This window comes from Mycobacterium saskatchewanense, assembly GCF_010729105.1.
In the GTDB taxonomy this organism is placed as follows: domain Bacteria; phylum Actinomycetota; class Actinomycetes; order Mycobacteriales; family Mycobacteriaceae; genus Mycobacterium; species Mycobacterium saskatchewanense.
The window spans coordinates 2,660,266-2,678,596 of record NZ_AP022573.1; the positions used below are offsets into that span (position 1 = coordinate 2,660,266).

General features: G+C 63.8%; 15 protein-coding genes, 1 tRNA gene and 3 pseudogenes. 15 read left to right on the top strand and 4 right to left on the bottom strand.

Annotation, left to right across the window (positions count from 1 at the left end):
• The first annotated feature begins 6 nt into the window (after positions 1 to 6).
• The 11 genes and pseudogenes from G6N56_RS12245 to G6N56_RS12295 all read left to right on the top strand — a co-directional run bounded on the left by G6N56_RS12245 (position 7) and on the right by G6N56_RS12295 (position 10,620).
• Positions 7 to 1,083, top strand: a complete 1,077-nt coding sequence (locus G6N56_RS12245) for an NAD(P)H-dependent amine dehydrogenase family protein (RefSeq protein WP_085256029.1) — start codon at positions 7 to 9, stop codon at positions 1,081 to 1,083.
• A gap of 295 nt (positions 1,084 to 1,378) precedes the next feature.
• Entirely contained in the window at positions 1,379 to 2,605 is a 1,227-nt protein-coding gene (locus G6N56_RS12250) for an Nramp family divalent metal transporter (RefSeq protein WP_085256028.1), read from the top strand.
• Positions 2,606 to 3,661, top strand: a complete 1,056-nt coding sequence (locus G6N56_RS12255; RefSeq protein WP_085256027.1) for a poly-gamma-glutamate hydrolase family protein — start codon at positions 2,606 to 2,608, stop codon at positions 3,659 to 3,661.
• 22 nt (positions 3,662 to 3,683) lie between these two features.
• Complete coding sequence (locus G6N56_RS12260) at positions 3,684 to 4,508, top strand: LLM class F420-dependent oxidoreductase (RefSeq protein ID WP_085256026.1); 825 nt, start codon at positions 3,684 to 3,686, stop codon at positions 4,506 to 4,508.
• A 41-nt stretch (positions 4,509 to 4,549) separates the two neighbouring features.
• Positions 4,550 to 4,622, top strand: a tRNA-Arg gene (locus tag G6N56_RS12265).
• A gap of 156 nt (positions 4,623 to 4,778) precedes the next feature.
• Positions 4,779 to 5,932 (top strand): annotated as a pseudogene (locus tag G6N56_RS12270) (IS481 family transposase).
• A 156-nt stretch (positions 5,933 to 6,088) separates the two neighbouring features.
• Positions 6,089 to 6,181, top strand: a pseudogene (locus G6N56_RS29775) (nucleotidyl transferase AbiEii/AbiGii toxin family protein); the annotation flags it as partial.
• Between the two features lie 62 nt (positions 6,182 to 6,243).
• A complete protein-coding gene (locus G6N56_RS12275; protein ID WP_264019561.1) occupies positions 6,244 to 6,618 on the top strand; it encodes a nucleotidyl transferase AbiEii/AbiGii toxin family protein in 375 nt (124 codons plus the stop codon).
• Positions 6,619 to 7,036: 418 nt separating this feature from the next.
• Positions 7,037 to 7,798, top strand: a complete 762-nt coding sequence (locus G6N56_RS12285) for an SDR family NAD(P)-dependent oxidoreductase (RefSeq protein WP_085256024.1) — start codon at positions 7,037 to 7,039, stop codon at positions 7,796 to 7,798.
• A 108-nt stretch (positions 7,799 to 7,906) separates the two neighbouring features.
• Positions 7,907 to 8,902: an NADPH:quinone oxidoreductase family protein gene (locus tag G6N56_RS12290; protein ID WP_085256023.1), complete on the top strand. Its 996-nt coding sequence runs from the start codon at positions 7,907 to 7,909 to the stop codon at positions 8,900 to 8,902.
• Positions 8,899 to 10,620: a class I adenylate-forming enzyme family protein gene (locus G6N56_RS12295; protein ID WP_085256022.1), complete on the top strand. Its 1,722-nt coding sequence runs from the start codon at positions 8,899 to 8,901 to the stop codon at positions 10,618 to 10,620. Before G6N56_RS12290 ends, G6N56_RS12295 begins: the two co-directional genes overlap by 4 nt.
• Positions 10,621 to 10,677: 57 nt before the next feature.
• Here the strand turns inward: G6N56_RS12295 and G6N56_RS12300 are convergent, their stop codons facing one another.
• The 4 genes and pseudogenes from G6N56_RS12300 to G6N56_RS12315 all read right to left on the bottom strand — a co-directional run bounded on the left by G6N56_RS12300 (position 10,678) and on the right by G6N56_RS12315 (position 13,890).
• A complete protein-coding gene (locus tag G6N56_RS12300; RefSeq protein ID WP_142280623.1) occupies positions 10,678 to 11,526 on the bottom strand; it encodes a cyclase family protein in 849 nt (282 codons plus the stop codon).
• A gap of 101 nt (positions 11,527 to 11,627) precedes the next feature.
• The gene (locus tag G6N56_RS12305; protein WP_085256020.1) at positions 11,628 to 12,434 is read right to left on the bottom strand and encodes an HpcH/HpaI aldolase family protein; all 807 of its coding nucleotides are present in this window, start codon (positions 12,432 to 12,434) and stop codon (positions 11,628 to 11,630) included.
• A gap of 285 nt (positions 12,435 to 12,719) precedes the next feature.
• Positions 12,720 to 13,016 (bottom strand): annotated as a pseudogene (locus tag G6N56_RS12310) (nitroreductase family protein); the annotation flags it as partial.
• A gap of 205 nt (positions 13,017 to 13,221) precedes the next feature.
• Positions 13,222 to 13,890 carry a TetR/AcrR family transcriptional regulator gene (locus G6N56_RS12315; RefSeq protein WP_142280622.1) on the bottom strand — a complete coding sequence of 223 codons (669 nt, stop codon included), beginning with the start codon at positions 13,888 to 13,890 and terminating at the stop codon, positions 13,222 to 13,224.
• A gap of 437 nt (positions 13,891 to 14,327) precedes the next feature.
• Here G6N56_RS12315 and G6N56_RS12320 point away from each other — a divergent pair, with 437 nt between their 5' ends.
• The 4 genes from G6N56_RS12320 (at position 14,328) to G6N56_RS12335 (ending at position 18,285) form a co-directional block, all read left to right on the top strand.
• The gene (locus tag G6N56_RS12320; protein WP_085256090.1) at positions 14,328 to 15,617 is read left to right on the top strand and encodes an acyl-CoA dehydrogenase family protein; all 1,290 of its coding nucleotides are present in this window, start codon (positions 14,328 to 14,330) and stop codon (positions 15,615 to 15,617) included.
• Positions 15,618 to 15,902: 285 nt separating this feature from the next.
• A complete protein-coding gene (locus tag G6N56_RS12325; protein ID WP_085256017.1) occupies positions 15,903 to 16,898 on the top strand; it encodes a phosphotransferase family protein in 996 nt (331 codons plus the stop codon).
• The gene (locus tag G6N56_RS12330; protein WP_085256016.1) at positions 16,895 to 17,605 is read left to right on the top strand and encodes a GntR family transcriptional regulator; all 711 of its coding nucleotides are present in this window, start codon (positions 16,895 to 16,897) and stop codon (positions 17,603 to 17,605) included. Before G6N56_RS12325 ends, G6N56_RS12330 begins: the two co-directional genes overlap by 4 nt.
• Positions 17,606 to 17,751: 146 nt before the next feature.
• On the top strand, positions 17,752 to 18,285 hold the full coding sequence (locus tag G6N56_RS12335) for a cupin domain-containing protein (RefSeq protein WP_085256089.1): 534 nt from the start codon (positions 17,752 to 17,754) through the stop codon (positions 18,283 to 18,285).
• Positions 18,286 to 18,331: the final 46 nt, after the last annotated feature.

Below are 18,331 nucleotides of genomic sequence, written 5' to 3' on the forward strand. Positions count from 1 at the left end.
CCAGCCATGCCCATCCCCGTCGTCCAATTGGGCACCGGCAACGTCGGCGTCCACGCGCTCCGGTCGCTCATCACCAACCCGGCATTCGAACTCACCGGCGTCTGGGTGTCCTCGGAGGCCAAGGCCGGCAAGGACGCGGCCGAACTCGCCGGGTTCGCGGACGCCACCGGTGTGCGGGCCAGCACCGACCTGGACGCCGTGCTGGCCACCGGGCCGCAGTGCGCCGTCTACACCGCGATGGCCGACAACCGACTCCCAGAGGCGCTCGAGGACTACCGGCGCGTCCTCGCCGCCGGCGTCAACATCGTGGGCAGCGGGCCGGTTTTCCTGCAGTACCCGTGGCGGGTGATCCCCGAGGAACTCATCGCTCCGCTCGAAGCTGCTGCGCACGAAGGGAATTCGAGCCTCTACGTGAATGGCATCGACCCGGGCTTCGCTAACGACCTGATGCCCCTGGCATTGGCGGGCACGTGTCAGAGCGTCCAGCAGATCCGATGCATGGAGATCGTCGACTACGCCACCTACGACAGCGCCACCGTCATGTTCGACGTGATGGGGTTCGGCAAGCCGCTCGACGAGATCCCGATGCTGCTGCAGACCGGAGTGCTGAGCATGGCGTGGGGCTCGGTCGTGCGGCAACTCGCGGCGGGCCTCGGGATATCGCTGGACGAGGTCGCCGAAGTATACGTGCGCGAACCGGCGCCCGAGGACTTCGCCATCGCGTCGGGCCACATCGCCAAGGGCACCGCCGCCGCGCTGCGGTTCGAGGTGTTCGGCATGGTCAAGGGCGATCCGGTGGTCGTCCTCGAACACGTCACCCGGCTGCGTGACGACCTCTGCCCTGACTGGCCGCAGCCCGCACAGCCGGGCGGCTCCTACCGCATCGAGATCACCGGTGAACCGTCCTACGCCATGGACATCTGCCTGAGCAGCCGCAAGGGCGATCACAACCACGCCGGGCTCGTCGCCACGGCAATGCGCGTCGTCAACGCGATCCCGGCGGTGGTGGCCGCGGCGCCGGGCATCGTCACCACGCTCGACCTGCCTCTGATCACCGGCAACGGACTGTACCTTCCCGGCTGACGGTCGGCAGGTCACGCGATGGCGTTGACGGCGGGATGGCGGCCCGCAGAAACGCCCTGCGACGCTTGCCTGCTGCTCGGGATACTTTGAGCGGACGATTTCGGGGGCCGAACGACTAATCGTTGCAGGAGATCGTTCCCTCACCGACGCCACCGGTGAACGTCTTGCCCGCGCGGCCGCCGACTCCGCCGCCCGTGGCCCATGGTCCCGATCCATGGGCGCCGGCTCAAGCGCCCCAGAACAGTTCGGCTAGCCTCACTTTTCAATTCGGTGTGTAGAAGCGAGGTGCGAGACGTTGGCGCAGGGCACCCGGGCGTCGCTCAGGGAGAGCTGGTATCTGCTCGGTCCCGCGTTCGTCGCCGCCATCGCCTATGTCGACCCCGGAAACGTCGCAGCCAACGTGAGCTCCGGGTCGCAGTTCGGTTACCTGCTGCTGTGGGTCATCGTGGTCGCCAACGTGCTGGCGGGCCTGGTGCAGTACCTGTCGGCGAAGCTCGGCCTGGTGACGGGGCGCTCGCTGCCCGCGGCGATCGGCAAGCGGATAAGCCGTCCCTGGCGCCTGACCTACTGGGCCCAGGCCGAATTGGTGGCGGTCGCCACCGATATGGCCGAAATCGTCGGTGGAGCCATCGCCCTTCGCATCCTGTTCGGGCTTCCCCTCCTGCTCGGCGGCCTCGTCACCGGGGTGGTGTCCCTGCTCCTGCTGGCCATCCAGGATCGGCGCGGGCAGATCATCTTCGAGCGCGTCATCACGGGGTTGCTGCTCGTGATCGCGATCGGTTTCGCGGCGAGCTTCTTCGTCAAGACGCCGCCGACCGGGGCGGTGCTGAGCGGGCTGGTGCCACGGTTCCACGGGACCGAAAGCGTCCTGCTCGCCGCCGCGATCCTCGGCGCCACGGTGATGCCGCACGCGGTCTACCTGCACTCCGGCCTGGTGCTCGACCGGCACGGCCATCCCGCCGAGGGCCACCATCGGCGCCTCCTGCTACGGGTCACCCGCCTGGACGTCGTGCTGGCCATGGCGGTCGCCGGGACGGTGAACGCCGCGATGTTGTTGGTCGCCGCGATCAATCTGCAGAATCAGGGCGTCGCCGCCACCATCGACGGCGCCTACGCCGCGATCCACAACACGCTCGGGACGACGATCGCGGTGCTCTTTGCGATCGGGCTGCTCGCGTCCGGCCTGGCGTCGTCGTCGGTGGGCTCGTATGCCGGCGCCATGATCATGCAGGGGCTGCTGCATCGGTCGGTTCCCATGCTGTTGCGCCGCTTGATCACCCTCTGCCCGGCCTTGGTGATCCTCGCGGTCGGCGTCGACCCCACCCGGACCCTGGTTCTTTCCCAGGTTGTGCTCTCCTTCGGCATACCCTTCGCGGTGCTTCCACTGGTCAGGCTGACCAGTGACCGCGGGCTCATGGGCAGCGACACCAACCACCCCGCCACGACAGCTGCTGGCTGGGCCGTCGGCATATTGATTAGTCTGCTTAACATGGTGCTCATCTGGCTGACGGTGGCCGGCTGAATGCCGGCCCGCTGGCACCCCTACTTCGCGTACGGCTCGAACCTATGCGTCAATCAGATGGCGCTGCGCTGCCCCGACGCGGCCGACCCGCGGCCGGCGGTGCTGTCGGATCACGACTGGCTCATCAACGAGCGCGGTGTGGCTACGGTGGAACCCTTCGCCGGAACCCAGGTGCATGGCGTGCTGTGGCAGATCTCCGACGGTGACCTGGCGACGCTGGACAGCGCCGAGGGCGTGCCCGTCCGCTACCGGCGCGACCGGTTGACCGTGCACACCGACGACGGTCCGGCGCCGGCCTGGGTGTACATCGACCACCGCGTGACCCCCGGCGCGCCGCGACCCGGATACCTGCCCCGGATCATCGACGGTGCCGTGCACCACGGGCTGCCCCAACGCTGGATTGAGTTCCTCCGCCGATGGGACCCGGCGCGCTGGCCCCGTCCGACATCGGCGGGTGGGCCTGGGCCACAATCGCTTTCAGCGCTGCTAACTGAGCCCGGGGTCTGCGAGGCCAGCCGCCTGCGGTCGCGTTTCGGCTTCCTCGCCATCCACGGCGGCGGCCTGGAGGAGATGACCGACGTCATCGCCGAACGCGCCGCCGAGGCCGCGGGCGCCTCCGTCTACGTGGTGCGCCATCCCGACCGTTACCCACATCACCTGCCGTCGAGGCTGTTCGACCCCGCCGAATCGCCACGGCTCGCCGAATTTCTCGAGCATGTCGACGTGGTGGTGTCTCTGCATGGCTACGGCCGCATCGGGCGCAGCACGCAGCTGCTCGCCGGCGGGTGCAACCGCGCCCTGGCCGCCCACCTGGCTCGGCACATCCACCTGACCGGCTATCAGGTCGTCACGGATCTGGACGACATCCCGCCCGAATTGCGCGGGCTGCACCCACGAAACCCGGTCAACCGGGTGCGCGACGGGGGCGCCCAGCTGGAGTTGTCGGTTCGGGTCAGGGGGATCAGCCCGCGCAGCCCGCTTCCCGGGACTGACGGTTTGTCACCGGTCACCAGCGCGCTGGTCCGGGGGCTGGCGGACGCGGCTAGTAGTTGGTAACTATCTGTCTTCTGATCGGAGGTTGTTGGTGGCCAAGGATTTTCGCTTCGGCCTGAGCATGCGCTTCTTCAAGTCCCGCACCGCGCTCGTCGAGAAGGTGAAGCGTGCAGAGGATCTTGGCTATGACATCCTTTGCGTGCCAGACCATCTCGGTGCGGCGGCGCCGTTCCCAACGCTCACCGCGGTCGCGATGGTGACGTCCAGGATCCGCCTGAGCATGTATGTGCTCAACGCCGCCTTCTACAAGCCGGCGTTGCTGAGCAGGGACTGCCAGGCGCTCGACGTGCTCAGCGACGGGCGGCTCGAGGTCGGGCTCGGAACCGGCTATGTCAAGGAGGAATTCGAGGCCGCCGAGCTGCCCTACCCCAGCGCCGGGGCGCGCGTCGACAATCTCGAGCACATGACCGCCTACCTCAAGGAACACCACCCCACGACGCCGATCCTCGTCGCAGGCAACGGCGACCGGGTGTTGACCCTGGCGGCCCGGCAGGCCGACATCATCGGCCTGACCGGCGCCCGGGCGCGCGCCGTCGACGACCCGCTGGCCGAGCGTGTTGACTTCGTTCGCAACGCGGCGGGTGATGGGTTCGACCGCCTCGAGCTGAACATGGTCATCACCGCAATGCCACCGGAGGGCGAGACCTTCCCCGACCTGAAGATGACGCGTCGGTACGAGCCGGACATGTCCGACGAGGAGCTGATATCGATGCCGTCGGTGCTCAGCGGGTCGCCCCGGGACATGGCCGACAGGCTGTGCGAATACCGCGACGTGTACGGATTGACGTCCTTCACCGTGCAGGACAACAACCTGGAAGCGTTCGCGAAGGTGATCGCCGAACTGCGCTGATCCCGGTGCCGGCCGCGGCGCCCGGTAAGCTCGGCCCGTCCGCCCTCGTAGCTCAGGGGATAGAGCACGGCTCTCCTAAAGCCGGTGTCGCAGGTTCGAATCCTGCCGGGGGCACCCATTGAGCTGTATGAGCTCGGCTGATGCTTGACATTTCGGTTCCGGGTGATGCCTGACAGTGTTTCGGCTGATCCTTTACGGCGGTTTCGGTTGATCCTTGACACTCCCTAGAGGAGGGAGTTGAGCGTGGTCGAGTAGCGGTATCAGGCCGTGATGGCGGTCATTGGTGATGGCCTGTCGATTTCGCAGGTCGCTGAAAAGGTGGGGTTGTCGCGCCAGACGCTGCACACCTGGTTGGCGCGGTATGAGGCGGCGGGCCTTTAGGGGCTGGTGGATCGGTCGCATCGGCCGGCGTCGTGTCCGCATCAGATGCCGGCGACGGTGGAAGCGATGGTGGTGGAGTTGCGCCGGTCGCGTCCATCTTGGCGACCCCGGCGGCTGGTGTTTGAACTGGCCAAACGCCGAGTGTTGCCGGTTCCGTCGGAGTCGGCGGTCTATCGGGCGTTAGTGCGGGCGGGGTCGATCGATCCGCGTTTACGGGATCGGCGCTCGCGTAAGTGGAAACGCTGGGAACGCGGGGCGGCGATGGAGTTGTGGCAGAGGGACCTCGTGGGCGGTTTCGCGCTGGTCGATGGAACCAGCGCCAAAGCCGTGACCGGGCTTGATGATCATTCGAGGATGTGCGTGTGTGCCCGGTTGATGGCCCGGGAGCGGACCCGCGCGGTGTGTGACGGGCTGCGCGTCGCCCTGGCCACCTACGGAGCGCCTGAGCAGATCTTCACTGAAAACGGCAAGGTGTTCACCGGCCGGTTTAACCATCCCCCTGTGGAGGTGCTCTTTGATCCGATCTGTCCCGAGCACGGCATCGAGCACCTGGCGACCCAACCGCGAAGCCCGACCACGACGGGCAAGATCGAGCGGTTCTACCGCAGCCTGCGTGCTGAATTCCTCAGCCAACAACGGCCTTTCACCAACCTCAAGACCGCTCAGCAGGCCCTTGAGCCCTTGATGAGTGGGTTGACTACTACAACCACTCACGTCCTCATCAAGCTCTGGATATGGTCACCCCCGCCCAGAGATTCGCCGCGGGCGCCGTGCGCTCGCCCGCGCCGGCAGCCATGCCCACCCGCGACGATCGCACCGGCGATCAGTGGGTCAGCCGCCGCGTGACCACCAACGGAGTGGTCAGTGTGGCCTGGCAGCAGGTCTGCCTGGGCGCCCACCGGGCCGGTGCGCGTTGCGATGTCCACATCGATGGTGATCTGCTGCGCTTTTTCATCGGCGACGAACTCGTCAAAACCGCCGCCCGGACCAGCCGCGGCGAGGTACGAAACAAACGGACCTTCCGCAGCCGCGAACAGGTCTAACCACTAGCCCAGAGTGTCAAGGATCAACCGGAACAGATCCGTCAACCATCAACCGACCCTGAACAGAAGGGCCGTCCTACCCAAGAGTTGCTTGCCTTTTACGTGGTCGAGCGCTGGCTTGCGCGACTGGCACTCTCGCCATACGCCGAGCAGTTCGTGCTCAAAGGCGGGATCCTCTTGGCGGCGTTCGACGCGCGCCGGCCGACCGCTGACGTTGATGCGTTGGCACGAAACTTCGCCAACGACGAAGCGACTGTCGTCGCGCGAATCGTCGCCATCGCCGAGCAATCAATCCCCGACGACGGGGGCGAATACCCCACTCACACGGTGACGTCGCGCGTGATCCGCGACGAGGACTGTACTCGGGAGTGCGCGTCGCGACGGACTGCGGAATCGCATCTGCGGTCATTGAGCTGCGTCTGGACGTCAACTTCGGCGACTCCGTCACTCCCGCACCTCAACAAATCGACCTACCCGCGCTACGGCCGGATCATCCACCGATTCGAATCCTCGGTTATCCGCTCGAGACAGTGCTCGCCGAAACGATCTCCACCGCAATAGGTCTCGGACCACCGAACACCCGCGTGCGCGACTACGCCGACATCTACACCCTCACCGGCGACCGAGACATCTCGATCGGCCGCTGGCGACGCGCTGATCGCAACTGCCAGTTACCGCGGCACTGATGTCGTAGCGCTGTCGTCGGTGATCGGAGACCTGATCGAGTTGAGGCGAGGGTCGTACGACGCCTATAGAGCCGGTCTCGGACCCGATGGCGCTGCGCTACCACAGGAATTCGCCGCCGCGGTAACGTGGCTTAATCCGGATCCGCCGCTCGCGCCTGCTCTTCGCTGAGCTTCAATAGGCGCACTTCTTGCGCCGTCACCATCTCGCCTGAAACAGAACGGTCAGCGGCCCGTTCACGACCGCCGATTGTTCGATGCACGCGGCCATGCTAGTTTGAACAACGTTGTTGTTTTAACATGTCAGCGTGAAATGGTGCCAGATGCGTACGTCGTATGACCGGGATTGCCGTGGCCACTGCGAGTTTGGCCGCATCCTAGCTATCGGGAAGCAAGGCAGACTGGCTAAAGGCCGTCGGCCGTGATCGACTCATTGTTCTCTGTGGCCGGCAAGGTCATCCTGGTGACCGGTGGTAGCCGCGGGCTGGGCAAAGCGATGAGCCTGGGTCTGGCGGAGCGTGGCGCCAGAGTGATCGTTGCCAGTCGCAACCTGGATAGCTGCGGGAGCGTGGTGAGCCAGATCCGCGATAGTCAGGGCCACGCTGCGGCCGTCGCGTGCCATGTCGCCGACTGGGACTCACTCGATGAGGTCGTCGACGCTGCCGTCGCGCAATGGGGGCGCCTAGACGGGTTGGTCAACAATGCCGGAATGAGTCCGCTGGCGCCGTCGCTGGTTGAAACCTCGGAACGGTTGTTCGACAAGGTGATTGGGGTCAACCTAAAAGGGCCTACACGCCTGACTGCGCTGGCTGCAGAGGCGATGCGGAGCACCGGTGGCGGATCCATCGTCAACATCAGCTCGTTTGCCTCGGTGCGACCGACCCCGGTGGCCACCGTGTACTCGTCGGCGAAGGCGGGCTTGAATGCGCTGACGAAGGCCGCTGCCCTGGAATACGCCGGGGCAGGCGTACGGGTCAACGGCATCGTCTGCGGCACCTTCGACACGGATGCCACCGCAGGGTTGGTGGGCGATCCTGACCTGCTACCTGAAGTGGTGCGGCGCATCGCCTTGGGACGAGTCGGTCGTCCCGACGAGGTCGTCGGCGGGGTCGTCTATCTATTGTCTAACGCGTCGTCGTACACCTCGGGCGCATTGCTGGCTATCGATGGCGGGATCACCTGATGAGGACAGCGCAGTGAAGGCCACGCGCATTGTGGGCTTTGTCTGACCTCGCCGGCTTGGCAGTCAGGCCTGTGTGAAACGACCAAGCATCAAGATGGGAAAACAGCGATGAAGGCGTGGGTTGCGACGAGCTTGGACGGCGAAGACGGGTTGCAGCTGCGTGATTTACCGAGTCCGGTGTGCGAAGCGACGCAGGTGCGCATCGCCAATCACGCTGTTGCACTCAACTTCGCTGACGTACTAATTACCCGAGGGAAGTACCAACTTCGCCTCGAACCGCCGTTCGTGCCGGGCACCGAATGCGCCGGCATCATCTCCGAAGTGGGCTCCGAAGTAGCCGGGCTAGCGGTCGGCGACCGTGTCTTGACCGTTGCCGGCTTCGGAGCATTCGCCGAAGAAGTGGTGGCGGCACCGTCGATCCAGCAGCTGCATCGCATACCGACGGCGATGCCGTTCACCGAGGCAGCCGGTTTCGCAATGGTTCATGGCACCGCGATACACGCCCTGCGTCAACGCGGCAATCTCCAACCCGGAGAGACCGTCTTGGTACTGGGCGCGGGGGGTGGTTGCGGAAGCGCCGCGGTCGCCGTCGCTACCGCCATGGGGGCCCGCGTCATCGCAGGAGCGTCATCTGCTCAAAAGTGCGCCATCGCTTTCACACTCGGCGCTCAGGATGTCATCAATTACGCGACTGAAGACCTGCGTGAGCAGGTCATGAACCTGACCGGGGGCGCGGGGGTCGACGTGGTGTTCGATCCGGTGGGTGGCAACCTGTTCGATCAGGCCCGCCGCTGCGTGGGATGGAACGGCCGGTATCTCGTCATAGGTTTCGCGGCCGGGGATATCCCGGTGATGCCGGCCAATTACACGATCCTCAAATCGATGGCGATGGTGGGCGTCGCCTACGGCATGTCGGCGCTGAAGGATCCCGCGATGAACGAATCGAACTTCAACCAGCTTTTCGACTGGTACTCCCGTGGCAAGCTGCCCGCCCACCTCGGCACCGTGGTCGGCTTTGGCGAGCTCAAACACGCGTGCGAGGAATTGTTTGCGGGTAGCGCGCTCGGCAAGACCGTCATCGAAATCGAAACGAGCCAGCCATGATTACCACCCCCGCGGTCGTCCACGCCACGATCGAGCGTCTCACCGCGCCTGGTGGGCCATTCGAAGTCGGCGAGACCACCGTTGACGGCAGAACCTACCGAACTTTCACCCATGCGTTTCCCACCGTGGTGGACGTGCTCGCTGCAGGACGCGGACACGGCGATGCGGATTTTTTGGTGTGCGGTGATGAGCGCTGGTCCTTTCACCGATTTTTCGCCGACGTCGACGCGTTGGCGGCGACGTTGCAGCACGACTTCGGTGTCCAGGTGGGCGATCGGGTGGCCATCGCGATGCGCAACTGTCCGGACTGGTGTCTGGTCTTCGCCGCCGCGACCCTGATCGGTGCGGTTGTGGTGCCGGTCAATAGCTGGGGTTCAGTTGACGAACTCACGTTCACGGTCCGCAACTGCGGTGCGACCGTGTTGGCCGCCGACCTCCCACGTGCCCGGACGGCTTTGGCTGGGACGCTGAATCCCTCAATGCGCCTGCTGTTCAGCGATAACGACGGTGCAGCCGCCGAACTGCCGGAGATCCCGGCACACCTGATGACCATTTATCCCATCCGCGAGGCGGCGGCCGCCGGTCGCGGCCGGGCTTATGCGCCGGCTAGCCCCGAACCACGGGATGTGGCCTTGCTGCTGTACACGTCGGGAACCTCCGGTACACCGAAAGGTGTGATCTATCGGCATGTCGCGATAGGTCAGGCGTTGATGAACATGACCTTCGTCGGGTTCCTTGCGATCGAGCTCGGCGGAATGGTCGAATTGCGCGGCGACGCAACCGCGGAGGTCCAGCTGGCTACGGTTCCCCTGTTCCACGCCACGGGCCTGTTCAGTGCGTTCTTACTGCCTGCCGTCGTCGGGCAGAAGGTGGCGATGGTACGCAAATGGGATCCCGAGACCGCGATGCAGACCATTGAGCGCGAGAAGGTCACCATGGTCTCGACGGTGCCGGCCATCCTCAAAGATCTGTTGACGCATCCTCGTCTTGGCGACTACGACTTGTCCTCGGTGTCGCGTGTTGCCGCCGCCGGGGCGGCCACTCCCTCAGACCTGCCGGCACTTTTGCAGGACAAGCTCGGAATCGTCGCCCGTTCTGCCGGTTACGGCTTGACAGAGACCGCGGCCGTGTGCGCGACAATGAGCGGGCCGGTGTTCGATCTCAAGCCGTTCTCCTGCGGAGTGCTCTCGCCGATTATGGAGTTGCGGGCGCAGCGCGCCGACATGACCGGCGCCGCGACGGATGACGAGGGCGAGATTCAACTGCGCGGCATCACCGTCACACCTGGATACTGGCAACTAGACGAGCTGACGCGCGAGGCGTTCACCTCCGACGGGTGGTTTCGTACCGGCGATCTGGGCCACTTGGATGACGACGGTTTCTTGCATATCACCGGCCGCATCAAGGAAATCGTCATTCGCGGCGGAGAGAACATCTCGCCCCTCGAGATTGAAAACGTTGCCTACCAACATCCTTCGGTCAAGGAGGCCGCAGCCTTCGGGATTGCCGACGACCGGATGGGCGAGGAGCTGGCCTTGGTGTGTTACCCCCAACCCAATGCCGAGCTCACCAAGGAGGCGCTGCGCGATCATCTTCAGGCGGCGTTGCCGCCTCACAAGGTGCCCAAATACATCACCCTGGCCGATACCCCGTTGCCGCGCAACGCAAGCGAGAAGATCCACCGTCTGGCACTACGGAAGAGTTTTGTGCCAGGCTGACCCAATAACCACGTCAGGCTGGCGGAACGCCACGCCGTTGCCGCGCTGTAGTTCTCGCTAGAGCACGGCGACCGGGTTGGTTGCCGATGCGGTGACCCCTACAAACCGCCATGGGAGCATGGTAAATAAGAACTCCCACCGGCGTCGCCGGCTACACTCCCCTGCGAGCTCGGTGAGTTCGACGTTGTCGATGAGCCATAAGCCCAGTGCGACGAGTCCGACGGCGTGGATGGGTCGGAACAGGTCCATGGTGTCGTATCCCGACGGTTGGACGTCTTGAATGCAGTCGCTTCCCAGTACGGCGATATCGCGTTCGCGCAAGTAGGGCAGGCAGGCCGCGTGCAGACCGGCCGCCGGGTCACCGAACTTGCGGTCAGGTTCGTCCAGCGCGCGTGCGACGTGGCCGGTGTGAACGAGCAATGCATCACCCGCGCTGACGCGGACGCCCTGACGCTGCTCGGCGGCGGCCAGTTCGTCGGGCATGATGGCATGCCCGCCGTCAAGCCAGCGCACACCGTGAAGGCCAGCGATATCCAATAGCACTCCGCGAGTGATGATTCCGTCACTGGCGTGGTGGATGGACAGTTTTTCCGCGCCGCCCAGTGAGTTGGTCGCATTGGCGTCGAATCCGTTGTAATTCTTCCCATCCCATTGATAGTGCGCCAGACCGTCGAGGTGTGTGTGCGAGCCGTGGCCGATGAGCCCCACGTACTCAGCAACACCGTCAACGCGGACATCATCACCGAAGTAGTGGCTGATCTCGCCGAGTTCCATGAAGCGCTGGACCACGCCGATGCCACTGTGCAGCGGGTCGGGGTCTTTTGGATCGATGTCGCGCGACAACGACACTACGTCGCCGGTGGTCACGAGCGCGGCGGCGTTCCTCCGGTGCTCGGCGGTGATCAAGTTCAGCGTGCCCAGGCGATCGTCGTCACCCCACCGTCCCCAATTGGACAGGGTGTCGAAGTAGCTGATGACTTCCTCAGCGGTTGGCTTGTCTCCCAAAGCTATTGACCTTTTCCCGGTTGTGAGATAAGCGAGTTCTTCAGTTCGTCTAGCTGGGCTTGCATCACCGTGACGAGGATTCCGCGGTCTCCGGTGACGTTGATGATGCGCGAGCCGCTGGCTGCCACTGCCGCGGCGAGCCCCCCGGAACCAAATCCTGCGATCGCTACAAACTCAATGCCGGCGTTCCTGGTGGCCTCGACGATGCGCGTTCTGGCCGCGTCGATATCGGGATGAGCGACATCGCCCTCGTAGCCCAACGCCATCGAGAGGTCGAATGGACCGAACACCAGGCCGTCGAGCCCTCCGACCCGGGCGATATCGGTGACGTTCGCGACGCCTTCGGGATCTTCGATCAGGCCGAAGACCAGGGTGTCGCGGTTCGCCCGCCGGTAGTCTGCGATCCAGTCTTGGGTGTAGTGGCCAACGGCGCGGGTGGCCGGACACGCGCCCCGAGTACCCTCCGGCTCGTACTTGCTCGCCTGGACGATCGCTTGCGCAATGGCCGCGGTGCTGGTGTGGGGCACGATGATTCCGGTGGCACCGGCATCAAGCACGCGCTGAATGAACGACGGGGTATGGTCGGGCACTCGCACGATCGCATCGACGCCGACCGCGTCGGCTGCTCGGACGAGCGTGTTGATATCGCCCAGATCGAGGGTGCCGTGTTCGGCGTCGATCCAGACGAAGTCATAGCCGGTGTAGCCGGCAATCTCTACCGCCTCGGCGCATGGCATCTGAATGGTCGCACCATAGGCACGCTCACCGGCTTCCCATTTATCCCTGATGCGTCGCGTGTAGGTGCGCATGAGCTTCTCCTAGTCTTTGATGCAGCGTGCGCCAGCGTGGCGTGTGACGGGTTCGCCTCGCGCCTGACTGAAGAACCAGGGCAGTTTGCCGGGAACGCAGTTACGTTGTTGCACACCGTTGTTCTTGACTTCAGCGCCCAGCCCTGATGGCCACGCCGGTTGCCGTTTCAAAGAACAACATTGTTTTCTTAATCGAGATTAACCGCGATGGACGTCGTGTGCAACCATGGTCCCGGCGAGGTCTGTGACGCATCGATCACATGTGCGTGCCGGCAACGGCGGTGATCACACGGAAGGACCGTCGAACCGGTCCCACGTGGCTATCTCGTCCACCGATTTGCGAGTGAGCTTCGTAACTTGGCGCACCGGTTTACCCAGGGGCAGGGCGGCAGCGACGGCGAAGCGGTCTGGGATGTTCAGCAGATCTTTGACGGCGGGTTCGCGGGCTACCACCGTCGTCGTAAGCACGCCACCGTAACCTTCGTTACGTGCGGCGAGCAGAATATTCCACGCGAACGGGTAGACCGATACGCCGCCGACCACACCGACTCGATCGAGGTCCTGGTCGAGTGCCGCGGTGACAATGGTAAAACGCCGTTACCTCACGGTGCGTGGGACGAGTGATCCAGCAGCGCAGTAGTTGAGTGCAATACGTCACTAATCGCCGACGGGTCGCATCGCGGCGGTTGTCGTTCGGCCCCTGACAGGTCATCGGCAGTCAGCAAAGTGTTTCGCGGGCGCGATGAGACCTCGTCGCTCGCCGGTCGTTACTGCCACACCCACAGTGTCATCGCGCACCGGCTCGGCTCGAAGCACGTTGGCGCGATACGGACTTAGAGGTCTTCGAGCGCGGCGTCAGGCTGGGGCTTGCGCGGCGCGTTGTCGTTGCGGCCGTCTGGGCCTGTGCCCTTACACCGGCAATAATCCAGCGCACGGTTTGCGGGAAGTTTTTCTCCAGGTTGACGATCTGCTGGTGCGTCACCGTCTTCTCTGTTATTCCACGCAGTGCATGCACCTCGGTGACGCTGTGGTTGATCGTCACGTTGAGTAGCGTGCGCGCGAATTCGACCGCGATGCGACGTGAAAACCCTTCTTGGACAGTAGCTTTGATAAGCGCATTGACATAGTCGACGATGACTTCGCGGTCGGCGATCGTCATCACTTCGGTGAGATGAGGATGGGCACGTAGGCTCTCGTGTAACGCCATGCACCAGCGGTAGGCGGTGGAATCCCAGGTGGAGTAGGGCTTGAATTGCAGCCCAATTCGTGCGAAATGCCGGGCGACCAGAGCACGGGTGAGTTCCTCGCGGTTGCCGACCTGCTGATATAAGGTTCGCGTGGAGATGCCCAAATGCGCTGATAGACGCCGTGCTTGGAGACCGGAAGGACCCTCGGTGTCGAGAAGTTCCAACGCGCTGGCGTAGATCTTCTCTGCTGAGATTAATGGCTTCGCCACATCCGCATTCTACATTTACGGGGCCGCGGAAAACTAGCCTGGTACGCGTCGGAGCGGTTCACCGTGCGTACCACCGGCGGGAGTTCCAGATCGCCAACGGCTGCCCTCGACAATGCCAGCCACATGGCGCTAGCGACAAGATGTCTCCGGCCACGAGTAAGCCTGCGATCGGCTGGCTGCGCGCACAGGATCTCGGCCGACTCGCTGGCTCTTCTTGGATCAGCCCGGCGTTGACGAACGCTACATTGCTTCTACCGCTTCGTTATGTAAGATAACGTCGTTGTTTTAATGCACACTGGATGACTAACACCACTACGAGTAGCGGGTCAAGGCTGTCATGGAGGTACCTGTGGAACTCGCCGTCGGGTCCTGTCCCGCTACCCACTCCGGCGCGAGAACGCCTCTCGTCGGAACAGCCGACGAGAGGTGTGACCAAGATGTGGGACTTTGAAACCGACCCGGAGTATCAAACCGAACTCGACTGGGCGGCAGGGTTTGTCACTGACGAGATATCGCCGCTGCGCTATGTCATCGATAACCCGCTAAATACCGCCGATCCGATCCGCCAGGCTCTTATCCCTCCCCTTCAGCAGACCGTGCGCGAGCACGGTCTATGGGCCACTCATCTGGGACCCGAACTGGGCGGTCAGGGTCACGGGCAAGTGAAATTGGCCCTGCTCAACGAAGTGCTCGGAGGCGAGCCGCTGGCGCCTATTATTTTCGGCTGCCAAGCCCCCGACACTGGCAACGCCGAGATCCTGGCTCACTACGGCACCGAGGAGCACAAGCGCACGTATCTAGGGCCCCTGCTTAACGGGGAGATCTTCTCCTGTTACTCGATGACCGAGCCCCAGGGCGGTTCTGATCCCACCGAATTCACCACCACCGCTGTCCTAGACGGTCACGAGTGGGTCATCAACGGCGAGAAATGGTTCTCCTCCAACGCGCGGTACTCCGCATTTCTCATCGTGATGTGCGTGACCGAGCCCGACAACCCGACCTATCAACGGCAGTCGATGATCATCGTGCCGACTGATACCCCGGGCATTGAGATCGTGCGCAATGTCGGCCTGGGTGACGAGCAGCCCGACGAGGGCACTCATGCTTATCTTCGCTACAACGACGTCCGTGTCCCGAGAGATAACCTCCTCGGTGGCCGCGGCGAAGGCTTCTTGGTTGCCCAAACCCGTCTGGGCGGCGGCCGGATTCACCACGCCATGCGCACTGTCGGCATGGCACGCCAAGCGCTGCAGATGATGATGGAGCGCGCGGTCTCGCGGCGCACACAAGGCGAGCTGCTGTCGAAGAAGCAACTCGTGCAAGAAATGGTCGCCGAGTCCTGGCTCGACCTGCAGCAATTCCGGCTGCTGGTGTTGCAGACTGCGTGGAAAATCGACAAATACCACGACTACAAGCGGGTGCGCGGTGATATTTCGGCAGTCAAGGCAGCCATGCCCGGGGTCTTGAACCGGATCGCTTCGCGAGCAATGCAAGTGCACGGCTCGCTGGGCTTGAGCAATGAAATGCCGTTCGTGGAAATGCTCATCAACGGCTACCACCTCGGGTTGGCCGACGGGCCGACCGAGGTGCACAAAACCACGTTGGCGCGGTCGTTGCTGCGCGACGTCAAGCCCGCGGATGGGTTGTTCCCCAGCACCCATCTGGTCGCCGCACGAGAAGCCGCCCGCGCACGCTATGCCGACGTCTTGGCGACTCATCAACGGTGAGGGCCCCGGCGGGCGCCCAGGCTCAACGCGCGGCACTCGTGCGGGCCGACCACTGCTGACCACGCATTTTAGGGATGTCGGAGTCCTCAAAGACCGTCCACTAGACTAGCTAACGGAATTCCGGTCTGCGGCGACGCCGAGCCAGAATCCCCGCCATATAAAATACAACGTTTTTCACGAGCACCGCTGCGGTCCGGGCACGCCAAGTTTGTATAGACAATTGGATTGTATGAACAATATCGTCGGTATCGAATGATCGACCCAGTGATGTAACCGGGAGCGTTGATGTCAACACCGCTGATCGATCATGAAGCGCTGACCCGCTGGCTCGACGCCCAAGGCTTAGCGCCCGGAGCCCCGCTGACGGTCGAGCCGCTTTCCAACGGACGATCGAACGTCATGTACAGCATCGAACGAGGTGAGCACAACTGGGTGCTGCGGCGCCCCAGGAAGGTCGCCGTCGAGCGCGCCGATGACCTGATGCGCCGTGAATTCCGTTTGCTAACCGCGTTGCGCGCAACCAACGTTCCGCACGCCCGGGCGGTCGCATTGTGCGAGGACACCGCGATCTTCGGTTGTGTCTTCTACCTGATGGAACAGGCCGAGGGCTTCAACCCGGTGGGCCCGCTGCCACAGACGCTCACCGATGCCTATGAGCCGGTGGCTCACGCGATGGTCGATGCGCTGGTCAGCCTGCACCAGATCGATTGGCGCGCAGTAGGACTGGAAGACTTCGGCAAACCGGACGGGTTTCACCAACGGCAGGTGACGCGCTGGCTTGGCCAACTCGACTCCTATGACGGCCGTACCTTGCCTGAGCTGGCCCATGTCGCGGGTTGGCTGGACCGTCAACTGCCCCGGCATTTCGAACCGACCATCATGCACGGCGACTACCACGTGTTGAACGTGATCATGGCACCAGATCGGCCGGCACGGGTTGCCGCCATCGTTGACTGGGAGACCGCCACCATCGGCGATCCGGTGCTCGACATGGTCGGGTTCCTCGAGGTCTACGGCGAGGCCTGCCCCTCCGGGCAGGGCTGGCCGGACCCGTCTGGGCTGTGGCGGCGCTACGCGATATCCCGCGGGCTCGCCGTTGACATTCCGGTCGACTACTACGTCGCGCTGTACAACTTCCGCATGGCAGTTCTCACCGAGGGCATCTACCAACGTTCGCTGCGCGACAACACCCGTGAACCTGCTCACGATGTGGCCGAGCGGGTCACGCTGAGCACCCGGCGGGCGTTGACCGCGATTGAACAAGCAACTCACACACTATGAATCGACTGCCGCAGTACCGCATGTTGGCCGAACACCTCGGTCAACAGATCCGGCGCGGGACGTTCGGCGTCGGCGATAAGATGCCCACCGAGGCGCAGCTGTGTCAGCAACACGGACTCAGCCGCGGCACTGTGCGCCATGCCCTGCACCACCTGGAAAGCGCCGGCCTGATTAACCGGCGGCCGGGTGCCGGCAGCGAGGTGGTGTCGCGCGTGCCCACTGGCAGCTACCAACCCCTGGCGTCCAATGCCGCTGACATCGTCGAATTGGTGGCCAATACGCGCATTGTGCGCCCCACCACACGCGAGTTGGTCGCCGATCGCAATCTTGCCAAACGGCTGGGCACTAAAGGGGGAACCCGTTGGTGGGTGATGACCGGTGTACGAAAGCATCGCGGTCGGCAGGGGCAGCCGCTGTGTTTCAGCGAGCAGTATCTGCGCGCCGAACTACCACGAGATCAATTGGTGCACGGAATCATTGACCCGGGCAATCCTATCACCAGTCGATTCGAACAGACCATCACCGCTGTCGTGCTTTCTCGCGAAATGGCCCAGCCGATGGCGGCCGATCCCGGCTCCGCCGCATTGGTGATCACTCGGCGGCACCGCGACTCCTCGGGTCGGCTACTAGCGGTGGGCATTCACACCCATCCAGCTGACCGGTTCACAATCGTGCTTCCCAGTCCGCAACGCGGCCATGATGACTGAGTCTCGTCGCGACAACGACACCGGGGGCCGCGGTGGAGTCGGCCCTCCCCCGACCGGTCCGGACGCTGCCAACTACTTGCCGAAATCGATCGACATCACTACGCCGCAAACAAATACCCACCCGTATCAACTTGTCGGAGGTCACGATGCAGATTCGCCGAGTAGTCACCGGGAATGACGACCAGGGCAAGGCGATCTTTGTCGACGACGCCATGGTGGATCCCACCACCGCGGCACTGACCACAACTACCTATCATGAGTTGTGGCGAGCAGACTCCCTACCCCAGTTCCCCGCTTCGGGCCAAAATGGCGCCAAGACAACATTTTTCCCACCTCCGGGAGGCTATCGCTTCTTCGTACTGACCGTACCGCCAGGCGACGGCCACGGTGAGCTGAGCGGAATCGACCTGCAAACGTGCATCGAGGAACTCGAGGACAAATTGCCCGGCCTCATCGCGGTCAGCGAGGTGGACGACCCGGGCATGCACACCACCGACACGGTCGATATGGAGGTCGTCCTTGCCGGCGAAATCGTCCTCGAGCTCGATGATGGCGCCGAAAAGATGCTTCGTGCAGGCGATGTCAACATCCAAAATGGAACGCGGCACCGCTGGCACAACCGCGGCGACGCGCCAGCCGTGTTGGCGGTCGCCATGATCGGAGGTTCTCGCCACCGATAGCCTGCCTAACCCGCCGCCATCGTGCGACAGACCAGCGATCGAACCC

Coding starts and splice junctions, on each gene's coding strand:
- G6N56_RS12245 (WP_085256029.1), top strand. CDS start 7: ATGCCCATCCCCGTCGTCCAATTGGGCACCGGCAACGTCGGCGTCCAC.
- G6N56_RS12255 (WP_085256027.1), top strand. CDS start 2,606: ATGCCGGCCCGCTGGCACCCCTACTTCGCGTACGGCTCGAACCTATGC.
- G6N56_RS12290 (WP_085256023.1), top strand. CDS start 7,907: ATGAAGGCGTGGGTTGCGACGAGCTTGGACGGCGAAGACGGGTTGCAG.
- G6N56_RS12295 (WP_085256022.1), top strand. CDS start 8,899: ATGATTACCACCCCCGCGGTCGTCCACGCCACGATCGAGCGTCTCACC.
- G6N56_RS12305 (WP_085256020.1), bottom strand. CDS start 12,434: ATGCGCACCTACACGCGACGCATCAGGGATAAATGGGAAGCCGGTGAG.
- G6N56_RS12320 (WP_085256090.1), top strand. CDS start 14,328: ATGTGGGACTTTGAAACCGACCCGGAGTATCAAACCGAACTCGACTGG.
- G6N56_RS12325 (WP_085256017.1), top strand. CDS start 15,903: ATGTCAACACCGCTGATCGATCATGAAGCGCTGACCCGCTGGCTCGAC.
- G6N56_RS12330 (WP_085256016.1), top strand. CDS start 16,895: ATGAATCGACTGCCGCAGTACCGCATGTTGGCCGAACACCTCGGTCAA.
- G6N56_RS12335 (WP_085256089.1), top strand. CDS start 17,752: ATGCAGATTCGCCGAGTAGTCACCGGGAATGACGACCAGGGCAAGGCG.